Here is a 15,118-nt window from a genome sequence, read left to right as displayed (position 1 = left end):
AGCTGACCGTCATGGCGACAAGCGCCGTGGCGCGGGAGACTGTTTTTGCCCTGCGCCGCCAGATCGCGAAGATCGAGGGAACGCTGCCCGAGCGCCTGGAGGCGCCGGCCGGCGCAGCCCCCGTTGATGCGCCCCGGAATCCAACAGCTGATGTCACGCCCCACGATCTGACAATCGTCCGCCGCGGCCTCGCCGTGGCGCCGCCCGATGCGTTTCTGCGCACCGGCGCCGAAGCTCTCGATACTGCGCTCGGCGGCGGCCTGCCGAAGGCGGCGCTGAGCGAGATCCATGGCGCCGCGACCCGCGATGCCGGGGCCGTCGCCGGCTTCGCCCTGTCGCTCGTCAGCCTGATCCTCAAACAGGAGCCGCGACTGCCGGTCCTGTGGATCGGCACCGCGGAAATCTTCCGGGAGGCCGGCTTTCCCTATGCCAGGGGGCTTCACGCCCTTTTCGGCATCGAGCTGGAGCAATTGCTGTTTTCCGAGGCGCCAAGGCTCCTCGATGCGCTGTGGACCGCCGAGGAGGCCGCCCGGATGACAGCGCTCGCCGCCGTCATCCTCGAAATCCGCGGCAGTCCGCAGCGGCTGGACCTCACCGCGACGCGGCGGCTGCACGCCCGGGCACAGAATGCCGGCCGGCCGGTGTTCCTGCTGCGCCAGGCCGGCGAATCCGAGCCGACGGCGGCACCCGTCCGCCTCGTCCTGTCGGCGGCGCCGTCGGCACCACGCGAGACGATCGCCGGGCCGCTCGCCGGCTCGATCGGCCGCCCCGCCTTCACCGTCAGCATCGGCAAGAGCCGCACGGCCTTGCCAGGACAATTCACACTGGAGTGGAACCCCGATGAACGCAGTTTCGAGGAAAGAAGGACCGGGGAAGAACGGGCAGCGAATCCTGTCCCTGTGGTTTCCGCATCTCGCCGCGGAAAGGATCCTGCGGCAGCGTCTGGGGCGGTCCTGGCGTTCCCGGCCGTCGGATCACCTGCCCCTGGTGATCAGCCATCGCCAGGGGAACGCGCAGCGCATCGCCGCCCTCGACGAGCGGGCTGAGGCGCTTCACCTGAAGCGCGGCATGGGCATAGCCGACGCGCGCGCCATGCACCCCTCGGTCGACGTGGTGGAAGCCGATCCCGAGGCCGACCGCCGCCTGCTCGAAAGCCTTGCCGACTGGTGCGACCGCTACACCCCGCTGGTGGCGCTCGACGCAGCCGATGGCCTGTTCCTCGACGTCACCGGCTGCACCCATCTTTTCGGCGGCGAACGGTCGATGCTGGACGACATCCTGTCGCGCTTTTTCCATCAGGGTTTCGATGTCCGCGCCGGCCTTGCCGCCACACCTGGTGCAGCCTGGGCGGCGGCGCGGTTTGCCAGTGACCGCATCGTCCCCGGTGGCGAGGAGGAAGCGCTTCTCGCACCTTTGCCGCTGGCGGCGCTGCGCATCGAGCCTGATATCCGCGCCAGCCTGGAAAGCGTCGGCCTGCGCACGGCGGGCGCCGTCATGGCAGCACCGCGCGCGCCGCTCGCCCGCCGCTTCGGTGTCTCGCTGCTTTTGCGCCTCGACCAGGCGCTCGGCCGCCTCGACGAGGCGGTGTCGCCGCGCCTGCCGGTGGCGCCGCTTTCGGTCGAACGCCATCTCGCAGAACCCATCATGCTGACCGACGAAATAGAGCGGCTGGTGAAAATGCTGGCGACGACTTTGAAGGCGGACCTCGAGCGCCGCGGCGAGGGCGCAAGAAGGCTGGCGCTGCTGCTTTTCCGCGTCGACGGCGCCGTCAGCCGCATCGCCGTCGGCACCTCGCGGCCGTTGCGCGAGCCGCTGCTGATCCAGAAATTGTTTCACGAAAGGCTTGCCGCGCTCGAACAGGACATCGATGCCGGCTATGGCTTCGATCTCGTGCGCCTCTCGGTCCTGTCGGCCGCGGCCTTCGACATGCAGCAGGCCGACTTGACCGGAGAGACGAGCGATGACGGCGCCGACATCGCCCTTTTCGCCGACCGCATCCGCGCCCGGCTCGGCGACAGCGCGGTTTTGAAACCGGTCGCCGTCGAGAGTCATCTGCCGGAGCGCGCCGTCGCCATGCTTCCCTATGCGGAGGCGCCGCAAAGGGTCTCTCCGCCGAAGAAGCCGGGCAAGATACAAGACACTTCCTCCAAGCCTGTCTTTCGGCCCGAACGGCCGATCCGGCTGTTCCGTTCGCCCGAACCGATCGAGGTGCCGGCCACCGAAATGCCGGAGGGACCGCCGATGAACTTCCGCTGGCGGCGCGCGCTATACCGGGTCGCGCGCGCCGAAGGGCCCGAACGCATCGCCCCGGAATGGTGGCGGGAAGCACCGGGGCAGGAAGCGACCCGGGATTATTTCCGCATCGAGGATAGCGACGGCCGCCGTTACTGGCTCTACCGCCAGGGTCTCTACGGCGCCTCGCACGCCGCGCCGCGCTGGTTCATGCATGGGGTCTTCGCATGAACGCGCTGACGGTCATCCCCTATGCCGAATTCCGCATCCAGTCGAATTTCTCGTTCCTGCGCGGCGCCTCGAAACCGGAGGAGCTGGTGATCGCGGCAAAGTTCCTGGGATTTTCGTCGATCGGGCTTGCCGACCGCAACACGGTGGCCGGCGTCGTGCGCGCCTGGCAGCAGGCCAAGGTGGAAGGTCTTTCCTATCATCCCGGCTGCCGCCTGGTTTTTTGCGACGGCACGCCCGACGTTCTCGCCTACCCGCAGGACCGCAAGGGCTGGGGCCATCTGTGCCGCATGCTGACGCAAGCCAATATGCGCGACGAAAGCGAAAAGGGCGCACCGCTCCTCTATCGCGACGACCTTTTCGAATGGGGCGACCGCATGTCGCTTGCGATTCTGCCGGATCTGTCGGCGCCGGCACAATATCCTCTTGAACTGCTTAGCCGGCTCAAAGATCGCTTCGGCAGGGCTTTGCGACTTGCCGTTTCGCCGGATTATCATGGCAACGACCGCTTCCGGATCGAGCAGGCGGCTGCCATGGCTGAGCTATCTGGTATTCCGCTGATGGCGACCAATGACGTTCTCTACCATACGTCCGAACGGCGCCGGTTGCAGGACGTGCTGACGGCGATCCGCCTCAACGTACCTGTTGCCGAAGCGGGTCTGGAACTGGCGGCCAATGCCGAGCGCCATTTGAAGCCGCCAATGGAGATGGCACGGCTTTTCCGCAGGCATCCGCAGGCACTGGCGGAAACGCTGCGCTTTGCCGGAGAATTGAGCTTCTCTCTCAGTGACCTCCAATACAACTATCCCGACGAACCGACGGAATCCGGCCTCGGGCCACAGGCCGAACTGGAACGGCTGGCTCGAGAGGGAGCGGCGATACGATATCCCTCAGGCGTTCCCGCCGATGTGACGAAGCGCATCCGAGAGGAGCTCGCTTTGATCGAGCGCCTGAACTACGCGCGCTATTTCCTGACTGTCTACGACATCGTCAAATTTGCCCGCAGCCAGGGCATACTTTGCCAGGGACGCGGCTCCGCGGCCAACTCGGTGGTCTGCTATTGCATCGGCATCACCGAAGTGGGGCCTGAGCGGATCGATTCGCTTTTCGAGCGCTTCATTTCCGAGGAAAGAAACGAGCCACCCGACATCGATGTCGATTTCGAGCATGAAAAGCGCGAAGAGGTCATCCAGTACATCTACTCGAAATACAGCGCCAAGCGTACCGCGCTTGCCGCGGCCGTCGTCAGCTACCGGGGCCGGTCGGCGATGCGCGAAGTGGCCAAGGCGATGGGCCTGTCGGACGATGTCAGGAGTGCGCTGTCCAGCTCGATCTGGGGTTGGTCGACCTCGGAGCTCGGCGAAAAGGAAACCAGGGCCGGCGGCCTCGATCAGACCGATCCAGTGACAAGGCAGGTTATCGAATGCGCCAACGAGATCATGGGCTTTCCCCGTCATCTGTCGCAGCATGTCGGCGGCTTCGTCATCACCAGGGATCGGCTCGACGAGATCGTGCCCATCATCAAGACGGCGATGGACGAGCGCAAGATGGTCGAGTGGGACAAGGACGATCTCGACGCGGTGAAAATCCTCAAGGTCGACGTGTTGGCCCTCGGCATGCTGACCTGCCTGCAGCGCGCCTTCACCCTGCTCCAGGATCATTATCCCGATGCGCGGGATGACTATGGCCAGCCCTATGTGCTGGCCACCCTCCCTGCCGAGGACAAACATGTCTACGACATGATCTGCCGCGCCGACACGATCGGCGTCTTCCAGATCGAATCCCGCGCCCAGATGTCGATGCTGCCGCGCCTCAGGCCACGCACCTTTTATGACCTCGTCATCGAGGTGGCGATCGTGCGGCCGGGCCCAATCCAGGGCGACATGGTCCACCCCTATCTGCGCCGCCGGCAAGGCAAGGAAAAGCCCGAATATCCCAAGCCGGAGCTGGAAGAGATACTCGGCAGGACGCTGGGCGTGCCGCTGTTCCAGGAACAGGCGATGAAGATCGCCATCGTCGCCGGCGGCTTCAGGCCGGGCGAGGCCGATGAACTGCGCCGCGCCATGGCCACTTTCAAGCGCACCGGCACGATCGGCAATTATCACAAGCGGATGGTCGACGGCATGGTTTTGCGGGGTTACGAAAAGGACTTCGCCGAGCGCTGCTTCAAGCAGATCGAGGGGTTCGGCGAATACGGCTTTCCCGAAAGCCATGCCGCCTCCTTCGCCCTGCTGGTCTATGCCTCCTGCTGGTTCAAGACCTTCTATCCCGATGTGTTCTGCGCCGCGATCCTGAATTCCCAGCCGATGGGATTCTATCAGCCGGCTCAGCTTGTCCGCGACGCGCGCGACCACGGCGTCGAAATCCGCGAGGTTGACGTCAATTTTTCCGGTTGGGACTGCGCATTGGAGGAAGCGCCTTTCGACCCGGCCTGCGTCCTCGACCGCCATGCCCAGATGCGCGGCGTCATCCGGACCAATCATGCCGTCCGGCTGGGTTTCCGCCAGGTCAAGGGCCTGTCGAAGGAGCGCATGGAGGTGTTTGTCGCCAGACGCGGCGACGGCTACGCAACCGTTCGCGATGTCTGGCTTCGCTCAGGCCTCTATGTCGACGAGATCGAGAAGCTGGCGCAAGCCGACGCTTTCCGTTCGCTCGGCCTCGACCGCCGCGACGCCCTATGGGCGGTCCGCGCGCTCGACGGCAGGAGTGCCGCCGAGACCCTGCCGCTGTTCGACCGGCCGGGGATCCGCTTGCGCGATCTCGAGCCCGAGACCAGGCTGCCGACAATGCCGCTCGGCGAGCATGTCATCCACGACTACCGTTCGCTCGGCCTGTCGCTGAAGGCGCATCCGTTGGCCTTTCTGCGCCAGCGGCTGGACCGTTCCGGCGTCACGCCCAATGCGCGCCTCGGCCAGGTTCGGGACGGCAAGCGCGTTTCGGTCGCCGGCCTTGTTTTGGTGCGGCAGCGACCGGGTAACGCCAAAGCGATTTTCCTGACGCTGGAAGACGAGCAGGCCGTCGCCAACGTCATTTTCTGGGAAAGAACCTTCAACCGCTACCGGCCCATTGTCATGGGCGCGCGGCTGGTCCGTGTCACCGGCAAACTGCAGTCGGAATCGGACGTCATCCATATCGTTGCCGAGAAGGTCGAGGATCTGACGCCCTGGCTGTCCGTGCTTTTGGAGGAGGCCGGTACCGGCCAGCCTGTCAATGAGCGTCCGGCAGACGCACGTTCTCCACAAGCCGCGCCGGTCCAGCGGGATCTCGCGGCGCTGTCGGGAAAGGCGGAGAAGGTGCTGCCCAAGGGGCGCAATTTTCAATAGGCCTTACACCGTTCAGGACGGTCCGCCCAGGCGCGGCGGGGGCAATCCTTCCTCGAAGGGGATCGCGCGCGCCTCCGAAGGCAGCATGATCGGGATGCCGTCACGCACCGGATAGGCAAGCCGTGCGACCCTCGAGATGAGCTCGTTGCGCTCCGGATCCCAGGTAAGCGGGCCCTTGGTCAGCGGGCAGGCCAGCAATTCCAGCAGTTTCGGGTCGACATTGGCCTTCGTTCCGTCACGCCCATCCACCATTTTGGTCTGTCCTTCTTTGGGGCAATCACTTCAGCTTTCGCGTTCGCCCTCAGTCTTCGGGCGTTGACGCTGCCATCAGCGGTTTCGCCAATCACCAGCGTTGCAGGACGGGTGCCGAGCCCCGCCACCAGCCCCTTCTCCCCGTCACTATACGGGGAGAAGGTCCCGGCAGGGGGATGAGGGGCGGCGCCGACTTCCGCAATTGGGCTAATCCCTGCGTCCTTCTACCTTGCCTATTGCAGACTCGACCCGAAATCCTCGTTTTCGCGTGCCAGCGCCATTTCGGTGATGGCGATCAGCGTTTCGGCGCGTGTCTTCAAATCCGCCGCTTCGAGCAGCGCCTGTTTCTCGGCCGGCCCGTAGGGAGCCATCATCGATAGCGCATTGACCAGCATGGCATTTTCGGCGCGGCTGACGCTTTCCCAGTCGGCTTCAAGATCGTTGGCCTGCAAATAGGCGCGAAACGCCTTGAGCAGCGCCGGCCGGTCGATCCCGGCCTCTGCCTGATCTTCGTCGAGATCGGTGAGAAAGGGCGCAAACCGGCACTGGCGGAAGGGCGTCTTGACCGCGAGTTCCTGCACGATGCGGAACCGGCACACACCTTGCAGCGAAATCAGGTAACGGCCGTCGCCGCTCTCGGAAAGCGCGATAATGCGTCCGGCGCAGCCGACGTTGCAAAGCTCCGGTTCGCCGTCGGCACGCCGCGCGCCGTCGAGGCTGGGCTGTATGACGCCGATCAGCCGCGATCCGGCGATGGCCTCATCCACCATCTCCAGATAGCGCGGCTCAAAAATGTTGAGCGGCATGCGGCCACCCGGCAACAGCAATGCGCCTTCAAGCGGGAAGATCGGCACCGTCGACGGCAAATCCGTATCGAGCCGGTAATGCGCGTTTCCCGCCTGCACTTCGAACCTCCGCTCGCTTCCTCAAGAAGCGCATCAAATCCCGATCCTCCCCGATCGGCACAAGCGAGAGAACCGACGGCCTGATCTCTCGCCCTAATCTGGCGCAGCCGCCGCCGACCGCAAGGCCATCAAGCAAAAACAGCTTGATGCGCGCTCAGGAGAACAGCAGCGACGACAATTTGCGCCGCGCCGCCAACGTTGCTTCGTCGGTCATGCCCCATGCCTCGAAGAACTGCAGCAATTGCGTCTTGGCGCCGTCGTCGTTCCACGAGCGATCGGCTTTGACGATCGCCAGCAAATTGTCGGCAGCGGCCATGCGCTCGCCGTTGGCGTTCTGGATCATGGCAAGATCGAACCGTGCTTGGTGGTCCCCGGGGTTCTCAGCCAGGCGCCGCTCGAGCTCGGCCGGATTGCCAAGTGCTTGTGCCTGCGCGGCAAGCGCCATCTTGGCGCGCAGCGCGGCGAGCGGCGGCGCATCCTTTTTTGCTTCCGGCGCCCGCGCCAGCACGGCTTCGGCGCCCTCGGCATCGCCGGCCTCGAACAGCAGATCGCCCAGCCCGGCAATGGCCTCGATTGTCTCCGGCGCCTGTTCCAGGATCGCGTCGTAGATGTCCGCCGCGGTCTGCACATCGCCGGCGGCGCGCGCCTCTGCGGCCGCGGCAAGTGCCTCGGCCACCTGCGGCGCACCGTTGTTCTTGCCGCCGACCTTCTGGATGAACGCGGCGATCTGGCTCTCGGGAATGGCGCCCATGAAGCCGTCGACCGGCTGGCCGTCCTTGAAGGCGATGACTGCCGGTATCGACTGGATGCCGAGCTGTCCGGCGATCGAAGGATGGTCGTCGATGTTCATCTTGACCAGCTTGACCTTGCCGCCGGCGGCCGTGACCGCCTTTTCCAGCAGCGGCGTCAGTTGCTTGCAGGGTCCGCACCATGGCGCCCAGAAATCGACCAGCACCGGCTGACGGCGCGATTCGTGGATGACGTCGGCGGCAAATGTGGCGGTCGTGGTATCCTTGATGACGTCGACGGCGACAGGCGGCTCGCCAAGCGCGACTTTCGCGGGGGTGGCGTCAGTGCCGCCATACTGCACCGAGGTGGCATACTGTCCGCCACTGCTGCCAAATGGATTGTTGTCGCTCATCTCGTCATCCTTTCGGTCGCGCCGCCGGCCACCGACCCGGCGCAACGTCCTTATCCCCAGTCGGAAGTCGGTTTATCGTCATCCATGTGGCGATCATGCTGTGACTTTCAAGATAACAGCATCATGCCCGGTTGCCTCGACGAATTTGACGAGGGCGGCGGCGGCGATCGATGTCGTTGCCTCATTGGTCAGCGGATGGGCATTGATGACCGAATGGCTCATCAACTCCTGGTCGAGAACGACCTTGACCCGCAACTCCGTATCGTTGATCAAGCCGAACACCGTGACCGCCCCCGGAACGACGCCGAGAAGCTCCATCAGCATCTCCGGCTTGCCGAAGGACACGCGCCCGGCGGCGCCGATGACATTGTGGATCTGCTTGAGATCGACCACCGCCTCCTCGCCGACGCTGACCAGGAAGAAATTGTCTTTCTTGTCCTTGAGGAAAAGATTCTTGGTGTGCCCGCCGGCAATTTCTCCACGCAGCGCCTGCGAATCGGCGACCGTGAACAGCGGCGGATGACGCAAGGTCGAGACCTCGATCCCGAGATCGGCGAGAAAGGCGAAAAGCTCGGCTTCGGTTTTCGGCATGTTGTTTCTTGTGGGACTTCTTGTTGTCGCGGTTTGGATCATGCCGTTTACGGCCAATGACGCGGCCGAGACAAGGCCGTTGCGCAGCAAGGCTGCCGATTGCGTTCCTATCCGCGCTAGGGAAGGCTCGTTTACGTCGCCGGTGCGGCCAAAAAACCTGCGATTTCCCTGTTGCAATCGCCGCGCCCTTCAGCCATATAGGCGCGGCTTGCGGCCCAAAAGCCGCGCGAGCGGGTGTAGCTCAGGGGTAGAGCACAACCTTGCCAAGGTTGGGGTCGAGCGTTCGAATCGCTTCACCCGCTCCAATTTCCCAAGGGGAATCAAGCATCGAAAAGCCGCGGTTCGCCGCGGCTTTTTCGTTTTTGGGCAGCACGGCATCACCCAGCAGACGAAGCGAGTTTGTCGCTTGCCGGCTGCCTGTGGCCTGCAGGCGCTTTGTTCGCCGCTCGGAATACCCCCAATAGAGTTAGGACCTTTGCCTTTCAATTTCGGACCAAGGTCCCTTGCGGACAGGTGCATTTAAACCAAACTGGCTAAGCAGTGGACCATCATATTAGAGAGTCCTCATATTTATAGTCCGGAATCATCCTGGCGGGAGGGCGGCTCGAAGGAGGAATTATGAAAACTCGAACCAGTCTGTTCGCAACGGTCGCCGCTCTCGCCCTTATCGCGTCTCCAGTCCTCGCCGGCCCCGGCGGCAATGGCGGCGGGAAGGGTAACGGAGCAAGCAACGGCAACGGCGGCAACTCGGCCGCGGCCGGATCGCAGGGACACGGAGCCGCAACGTCTGCGGCGGCCAGGGATAAGTCCACTCGGGGAATTGCCCATGCGATGGCTGTCGTTTCGACGACGCCGGCCTCGCCGCAGGCCACCCTGTCCTTGCAGGCAGCCTTGGACAAGTTCCTGGCAAGAACGGCCGCGGATGACCCGGTAGAGTCTTCCGACGACACCTCCGGCGAAATTCCTGACGCAGCCGAATAGAATTGCAAATCCGTCCGCTGCGCGGCGGCGCACCGCACCATCGAGATTCTTAGCCCGTTGGCGGGCTCTTTCATCTGTTCGGCCGATGCCCTGGGTCAAGGAAGAGCCGACATTTGAGCCCGATCCTCAGGGATCCCTGGACGGTCCTGCCCCTACAGACTGATCCAGAGAGCGCCACCGGCTTCGGCCGGTGGTGCGTTTTTGCGTGGGCGCTCAACTGGCCCCAACCGCGGCCGTTTTGGTGCCGGGCTCGGAAGGCGGCTTCGCGAGGCGGGCAGGCTCGGCGGGGATATGCTGACCTGAGGCGCAGCGCCTGCCTCTACCGTCCTCCAAGGCGACGCACTGGAAGGACCGGCGGCGTTAGCGGGGAACCGCGAACATGTCGAAATTCTTCCTGCTGCCGAGGTCGTTTTCGTTGAGCTTCGGACCGAATAGCGTTGTCGGCCCAGCCAGGTGGACGTCGTAGCCCTTGTCGGCAAAGAACCGGTGCATCCGCAGCCGCTCGTCCACCGAAAGATTGTGATTGACCTCGGACTTGATGTAGGGCCGGCATTCGTCGATCAGCGCGCCGATCGAGATCAAAACCGACAGGTCGTGCGACTCCACGTCGGTCTTGATGTAGCGCAGGCGCTTGATGCGCTGGCCAAGCCGGGCACGGATCAACGGTTCGATCCGCCGCCCCTCGACCGGGATACTGAAAGCGCTGCCGTGCTGCCACCGCGACACCCCGGTGTGGTCGCCGCCGTTCTCGAACTCCGGGTTGCCGTAGTCGAAGACGAACGACCCATCTTCCGGCGTTGCCGCGTAGGGAATCGGAAAAATGTTCAATCGGGAAGGATTGAGCGCGGCATTGGCGCCGAGGATCGTGAAGGTATAAGGGTTCGGCTCGAAAGCGAGGACCAGGCCCTGCGGTCCGCAGGCGAGCGCTATCGGTACCGTGCTGTCGCCGACCTGGGCGCCAACATCGATCGCCACGTCGCCATCGCTCAGGAACGTCCGGAGATCATCGACCTCGCCCTGGGCGAGATCGAGATCTGCCCCGCGCGGGTTCTTCCATCGAGCGAATTCAATCTTCCCGTCTTTCGGGAGATCGATGACCTGTATCGAGTGGCCGTAAACGCGTGTTCTTGGCTTCAATCCAAGCAGGTAAAAAAATTCTTTGAGCCTCATCCGCTGCTGATAGCTCAACCCGTGACGGCATTTCAACCGGCGCAGGGCGTTGTAGCGCCGGCATCGACCGGCGTGGCTCTATTTGACTTGGACTATCTGATTCACTGGGACTATCTGGCGCCTGCACCTCTGCGAAAATCCGAAGGCGACATGCCGGCCAGTTTGCGGAACGACTTGTTGAAGGCGCTGAGCGAGCCGAAGCCGGAGTCCATGGCGACGCGCAGCACGTTGGCGTCCTGATGCATCAGCAGCGCCTGCGCGTAGCTGAGCCGCAACAGGTTGACATATTCGTTGAGCGTCATGCCGGTCGATTTCTTAAAAATGCTCATGGCGTATTTGGGATGGATGTCGGCCGCCGCCGCGATGTCCACGCAGTCGATGTCGTATAGGAAATTCTCCGCGATGAAGTCGCACATGCGCCCGACATTGCGCAGGGATTGCTGATCGAAGGGGCTGCCTGTTTCCTGCTCGATCGGAGTTTCGGGTACCAGCCGGTAAGGTTCGAAGCGCACCCGCTCCAGCCGCAGCAGCAGTTCGTTGACGGCGTGCTCGGCTTTGCCCGGATCGCCTGACCGGACGTAGCGGTTCCAGCGCTCGAAATTGTCGCTGTCGGACCGGTCGGTGGCATTGGTCACCAATGTCGCGCCCGTCATCAGCCGGTTGCGGACGTCCGCGGGCAGGTGCAGCCGGAAGAAGTGCACCAGCGGCAGATGCGCGCCGGCATAGACGGCGTCCTCCGACGCATCGTCCATCTGGTGCGGCAGGCCGCCCCAGAACAGGCACATGTCGCCGGCCGAAAGCGAGATCTCGTGCTCATCCATGCGGTAGTGCACGGCGCCGCGGACGATGAAATTCACCTCGACCTGGGCATGCCAATGCGGCTTCAGCATCACCAGAGGCTGGGTGTGAAACATCTGCAGCAGCAGCGGCAGACCCTCCACGCTGCTAGCGCCAGGCTGATAAAACGGCCTTTCCGGCATCTTACTTTCCGCCAATTTTTTATTCCTTTTGTCGCGGACAAGCCTTCCCCAGTGCCTAGTCTAGGCACGCTCGCGATGAGAGAGCAAATGAAATGGGAGGATTTCAATGCGCACCATACTGACCTGCGCCGCGCTCGCGCTTGCCCTGGGCTCTGCCCCGGCCTTTGCGCAATCCGGCGAAATCACGATCTGGAGCTGGAACGTCGCCGCTTCGTCGCTGAAGGCCACCATAGAAGGTTTCAACAAGCAGTTCCCCGATATCAAGGTCACGGTCCAGGATCTCGGCAACAACCCGACGTACGACAAGTCGATTGCAGGCTGCGCCGCCGGCGGCGAGGGGCTGCCTGACATCGTGACGATCGAGAACGGCGAGGCCGAGAACTACTGGAGCCAGTTCCCGGACTGCTTCGTCGACCTCCATACGCTCGGCTATACGGCCGAAGACCAGGCGAAATTCCCCGACTTCAAGCGCACCGAACTCGAAGTGGAAGACAAGGCCTATGCGATGCCATGGGATTCCGGCCCGGTGGCGATGTTCTACCGCCGCGATTTCTACGAGAAGGCCGGCGTCGATCCAACCTCGATCAAGACCTGGGACGATTTCATTGCCGCCGGCAAGAAGATCCAGGAGGCCAATCCTGGTGTGAAGATGACCAATGCAGATTTCAACGGCGACTCCGAATTCTTCCGCATGATCGCCAACGAGCAGGGCTGCGCCTATTTCGCCGCCGATGGGCAGTCGATCACCGTCAATCAGCCGGCCTGTGTGGCGTCGATGACCAAGATCAAGGAGATGAATGACGCCGGCATCATCACCTCGGCCGACTGGAGCACCAAGATCACCAACAACACCGCCGGTACTGTCGCCAGCCAGATGTATGGCGGCTGGTATGAGGGCACCATACGCACCGAGTCGCCCGACGGGAGCGGCAAGTGGGGCGTCTATCTGATGCCGAGCCTCACCGCCGATGGCCCGCGCGCCGCCAATCTCGGCGGCTCCTCGCTCGCCATCACCTCGGTGTCCAACAACAAGGAGGCCGCCTACGCCTACCTGAAATACTCGCTTGCGACCAATGAGGGCCAGATAGCGATGCTGAAGGGTTTTGGCCTCGTGCCGTCGCTGATCTCGGCCCTCGATGACCCCTATGTCTCCGAAGGCCAGCCCTATTGGGGCGGCCAGGCGGTGTGGAAGGATATTCTCGGCACCTTGCCCAAGGTCGTCCCCAGCCGCGGCACGCCGTTCCAGAGCGACGCGGAAATCATCGTCCGCGCGGTGCAGACCAAATATCTGGGCGGCGGCTATCCCGATGCCAAGGCGGCGCTCGACGATGCCGCAAGCCAGATCGCCTCGGCGACCGGCCTGCCGGTCGAAGAGTGAGCTGAGCGCCGCTCTCCCTTCTCCCCTTGTGGGAGAAGGTGTCGCCGAAGGCGACGGATGAGGGGTGTTCCAGCTTGGCAGGACGGCATTCCGTCCAGCACCCCTCAACCGTCTTGGCTCTGCGCGCCAATCCACCTTCTCCCACAAGGGGAGAAGGCAAGAACAAGGCCGACCTCGACAGTGGGCCGGTAAACTTAGAAACGGGAAACGAAGGAGGCAATGATGCGCTATCAGAACGCCACGGCCTATCGCTTCCTCGCGCCCTATTTGCTGATCTTCTCGATTTTCTGGCTATGGCCGATCATCAGCTCCTTCCTGATCTCCTTCCAGGCGACGCGCACCGTGCCGTGGCGGTTCGCGCCGACCTTCAACTGGGGCCGGCTGATCGGCGACCCGGCTTTCTTCAACGCGTTGAAAAACACTTTGCTCATCCTCGTCATCCAAGTGCCGGTGATGATCACTTTGGCGATCGTGATGGCCGTGCTGCTCAATTCGCCGCTGCTCAAGGCCCGAGGCCTGTTCCGCTTCGCCTTCTTCGCTCCTGTCGTGGTCGGCGAAGTCGCCTATTCGGCGGTGTTCCGGCTGATGTTCAACCTCGATTACGGCATCATCAACAAGCTGCTGAACAGCGTCGGCCTGCCCCGTATCGACTGGTTTTCCAACGTCACGCCGGCGATGGCGGTCATCATGATCGCGGTGACCTGGCGCTGGGCCGGCTACAACGCCATCATCCTGCTCGCCGGCCTGCAGTCCATCCCCCAGGATGTCTACGAGGCCGCGACGCTGGACCGCGTCAGCAAGCTCAAGCAGTTCTTCTACATCACCCTGCCGCTGCTCAAGCCGATCATCGTGTTCTGCGCCGTGCTGTCGATCATCGGCACCATGCAGCTGTTCACCGAACCGTTCCTGATCACCGAACGCGGCGGACCGGGCGGCGGCACCGAAACGCTCGGGCTGCTGCTTTACCGCCAGGGTTTCAGGTCGCTCAATTTCGGTTACGCCTCGGCCATCGCCTACACCATGGCCGGGCTGGCGATCGCCATCTCGCTGGTGCAACTGTGGCTGACGAGGGACCCGAAATGAGCTCGCGTTCCTCTTCGCGCCGTTCCTCCGCCAGATTGGGACGCAGCATCGCGCTGCATCTGTTCCTGACGCCGCTGGCGCTGATCTGGCTGTTTCCGCTGTGGATGATGGTAATCTTCTCGACCATGCCCGACAGAGGCATCTTCAGTCCCAGCATCGAGCTTTTGCCGCACGGCAGTTTCCTCGACAATGTCAACAATTTGCAGCGCGACACGAATTTCATCGGCGCCATCGGCATCTCCGTGTCGGTGGCGGTCACCTACACGTTCCTGTCGGTGCTGCTCACCTCGATGGCCGGCTGGGCGCTGGCGCGCTACCAGTTCTTCGGCAAGGGCGTGGTCGTCGCGATCATCCTCGGCACCATCACGCTTCCCTATGCGGTCGTGCTGATCCCGCAATTCATCATGGTGGCGCGCGACTTCAAGCTCGCCAATACGTGGGTGGCGCTGATCGTGCCGCCGCTCTTCAATTCGCTCGGCGTGCTGTTCATGCGGCAGAGCTTCTCGATGATGCCGGGCGATCTGTTCGACGCCGCTCGGGTCGAGGGGGTCAAGGAGTGGCGGATCTTCCTGTTCGTAGCACTACCGCTGGCGCGGCCGATGCTGGCGGCGCTCGCCATCATCCTGTTCCTTGCCTCCTGGAACAACTACCTCTGGCCGCTGCTGATCAATTCCAAGCCCGGTGCGATGACGGCGCCGGTAGCGCTCGGCACGCTGATCGGCCTCACCAAAGTGTCGTGGGGCGGCATCATGGCGGGCGCCGTGATGCTCACCGTGCCGATGCTCGTCGTGTTCGTGCTCTTGCAGCGCCATTTCGTCGCCGGCATTGCCGCCGGCGCCATCAAATAGGATCAG

Annotated in this window: 13 protein-coding genes and 1 tRNA gene; 8 read left to right on the top strand and 6 right to left on the bottom strand. The window is 63.4% G+C overall.

Annotation, left to right across the window (positions count from 1 at the left end):
* Positions 1-11 precede the first annotated feature (11 nt).
* The 3 genes from AC0NIE_RS05080 to AC0NIE_RS05070 are packed head-to-tail and all read left to right on the top strand — an operon-like array spanning position 12 to position 5,783.
* Positions 12-1,046: an ImuA family protein gene (locus AC0NIE_RS05080; protein ID WP_473485989.1), complete on the top strand. Its 1,035-nt coding sequence runs from the start codon at positions 12-14 to the stop codon at positions 1,044-1,046.
* A complete protein-coding gene (locus AC0NIE_RS05075; RefSeq protein ID WP_473485990.1) occupies positions 988-2,463 on the top strand; it encodes a DUF6504 family protein in 1,476 nt (491 codons plus the stop codon). The genes AC0NIE_RS05080 and AC0NIE_RS05075 overlap by 59 nt, the downstream gene beginning before the upstream one ends.
* On the top strand, positions 2,460-5,783 hold the full coding sequence (locus tag AC0NIE_RS05070) for an error-prone DNA polymerase (protein WP_473485991.1): 3,324 nt from the start codon (positions 2,460-2,462) through the stop codon (positions 5,781-5,783). The genes AC0NIE_RS05075 and AC0NIE_RS05070 overlap by 4 nt, the downstream gene beginning before the upstream one ends.
* A gap of 12 nt (positions 5,784-5,795) precedes the next feature.
* On the opposite strand, the gene AC0NIE_RS05065 is transcribed toward AC0NIE_RS05070, so the two are convergent.
* The 4 genes from AC0NIE_RS05065 to AC0NIE_RS05050 all read right to left on the bottom strand — a co-directional run bounded on the left by AC0NIE_RS05065 (position 5,796) and on the right by AC0NIE_RS05050 (position 8,672).
* On the bottom strand, positions 5,796-6,035 hold the full coding sequence (locus tag AC0NIE_RS05065) for a Trm112 family protein (protein WP_473485992.1): 240 nt from the start codon (positions 6,033-6,035) through the stop codon (positions 5,796-5,798).
* A gap of 233 nt (positions 6,036-6,268) precedes the next feature.
* Positions 6,269-6,940: an LON peptidase substrate-binding domain-containing protein gene (locus AC0NIE_RS05060; protein WP_095495673.1), complete on the bottom strand. Its 672-nt coding sequence runs from the start codon at positions 6,938-6,940 to the stop codon at positions 6,269-6,271.
* 154 nt (positions 6,941-7,094) lie between these two features.
* Positions 7,095-8,081, bottom strand: coding sequence for a thioredoxin (gene trxA, locus AC0NIE_RS05055; protein WP_473485993.1), 987 nt, complete (start codon positions 8,079-8,081; stop codon positions 7,095-7,097).
* A gap of 93 nt (positions 8,082-8,174) precedes the next feature.
* On the bottom strand, positions 8,175-8,672 hold the full coding sequence (locus tag AC0NIE_RS05050; protein WP_473485994.1) for a prolyl-tRNA synthetase associated domain-containing protein: 498 nt from the start codon (positions 8,670-8,672) through the stop codon (positions 8,175-8,177).
* A 230-nt stretch (positions 8,673-8,902) separates the two neighbouring features.
* On the opposite strand from AC0NIE_RS05050, the gene AC0NIE_RS05045 reads away from it, so the two are divergent.
* Both AC0NIE_RS05045 and AC0NIE_RS05040 read left to right on the top strand, forming a co-directional pair.
* A tRNA-Gly gene (locus tag AC0NIE_RS05045) sits at positions 8,903-8,977 on the top strand.
* A gap of 313 nt (positions 8,978-9,290) precedes the next feature.
* A complete protein-coding gene (locus tag AC0NIE_RS05040) occupies positions 9,291-9,653 on the top strand; it encodes a hypothetical protein (protein ID WP_473485995.1) in 363 nt (120 codons plus the stop codon).
* Between the two features lie 360 nt (positions 9,654-10,013).
* Here the strand turns inward: AC0NIE_RS05040 and AC0NIE_RS05035 are convergent, their stop codons facing one another.
* The gene (locus AC0NIE_RS05035; RefSeq protein WP_473485996.1) at positions 10,014-10,823 is read right to left on the bottom strand and encodes an FkbM family methyltransferase; all 810 of its coding nucleotides are present in this window, start codon (positions 10,821-10,823) and stop codon (positions 10,014-10,016) included.
* Positions 10,824-10,933: 110 nt separating this feature from the next.
* Positions 10,934-11,803 (bottom strand): helix-turn-helix domain-containing protein, encoded by an 870-nt coding sequence (locus AC0NIE_RS05030; protein WP_473485997.1) that lies wholly within the window; start codon positions 11,801-11,803, stop codon positions 10,934-10,936.
* A gap of 106 nt (positions 11,804-11,909) precedes the next feature.
* Between AC0NIE_RS05030 and AC0NIE_RS05025 the strand changes: the two genes are divergently transcribed.
* From AC0NIE_RS05025 to AC0NIE_RS05015, 3 genes are all read left to right on the top strand, one after another.
* A complete protein-coding gene (locus AC0NIE_RS05025; protein ID WP_473485998.1) occupies positions 11,910-13,181 on the top strand; it encodes an ABC transporter substrate-binding protein in 1,272 nt (423 codons plus the stop codon).
* A 222-nt stretch (positions 13,182-13,403) separates the two neighbouring features.
* Positions 13,404-14,264 (top strand): carbohydrate ABC transporter permease, encoded by an 861-nt coding sequence (locus tag AC0NIE_RS05020; protein WP_095495801.1) that lies wholly within the window; start codon positions 13,404-13,406, stop codon positions 14,262-14,264.
* Positions 14,261-15,112 carry a carbohydrate ABC transporter permease gene (locus AC0NIE_RS05015; RefSeq protein WP_473485999.1) on the top strand — a complete coding sequence of 284 codons (852 nt, stop codon included), beginning with the start codon at positions 14,261-14,263 and terminating at the stop codon, positions 15,110-15,112. Before AC0NIE_RS05020 ends, AC0NIE_RS05015 begins: the two co-directional genes overlap by 4 nt.
* Positions 15,113-15,118: the final 6 nt, after the last annotated feature.

Source organism: Mesorhizobium sp. WSM4842, assembly GCF_055901575.1.
Note: the sequence above shows the minus strand (reverse complement) of the source record. Positions and strands in the feature narration are given on the sequence as shown.

What these genes read in the sequence shown, in the direction of transcription:
- AC0NIE_RS05050 (WP_473485994.1), bottom strand. Translation starts at nt 8,672, where the DNA reads ATGCCGAAAACCGAAGCCGAGCTTTTCGCCTTTCTCGCCGATCTCGGG.
- AC0NIE_RS05040 (WP_473485995.1), top strand. Translation starts at nt 9,291, where the DNA reads ATGAAAACTCGAACCAGTCTGTTCGCAACGGTCGCCGCTCTCGCCCTT.
- AC0NIE_RS05065 (WP_473485992.1), bottom strand. Translation starts at nt 6,035, where the DNA reads ATGGTGGATGGGCGTGACGGAACGAAGGCCAATGTCGACCCGAAACTG.
- AC0NIE_RS05030 (WP_473485997.1), bottom strand. Translation starts at nt 11,803, where the DNA reads ATGCCGGAAAGGCCGTTTTATCAGCCTGGCGCTAGCAGCGTGGAGGGT.
- AC0NIE_RS05020 (WP_095495801.1), top strand. Translation starts at nt 13,404, where the DNA reads ATGCGCTATCAGAACGCCACGGCCTATCGCTTCCTCGCGCCCTATTTG.
- AC0NIE_RS05080 (WP_473485989.1), top strand. Translation starts at nt 12, where the DNA reads ATGGCGACAAGCGCCGTGGCGCGGGAGACTGTTTTTGCCCTGCGCCGC.
- AC0NIE_RS05025 (WP_473485998.1), top strand. Translation starts at nt 11,910, where the DNA reads ATGCGCACCATACTGACCTGCGCCGCGCTCGCGCTTGCCCTGGGCTCT.
- trxA (WP_473485993.1), bottom strand. Translation starts at nt 8,081, where the DNA reads ATGAGCGACAACAATCCATTTGGCAGCAGTGGCGGACAGTATGCCACC.
- AC0NIE_RS05035 (WP_473485996.1), bottom strand. Translation starts at nt 10,823, where the DNA reads ATGAGGCTCAAAGAATTTTTTTACCTGCTTGGATTGAAGCCAAGAACA.
- AC0NIE_RS05070 (WP_473485991.1), top strand. Translation starts at nt 2,460, where the DNA reads ATGAACGCGCTGACGGTCATCCCCTATGCCGAATTCCGCATCCAGTCG.
- AC0NIE_RS05015 (WP_473485999.1), top strand. Translation starts at nt 14,261, where the DNA reads ATGAGCTCGCGTTCCTCTTCGCGCCGTTCCTCCGCCAGATTGGGACGC.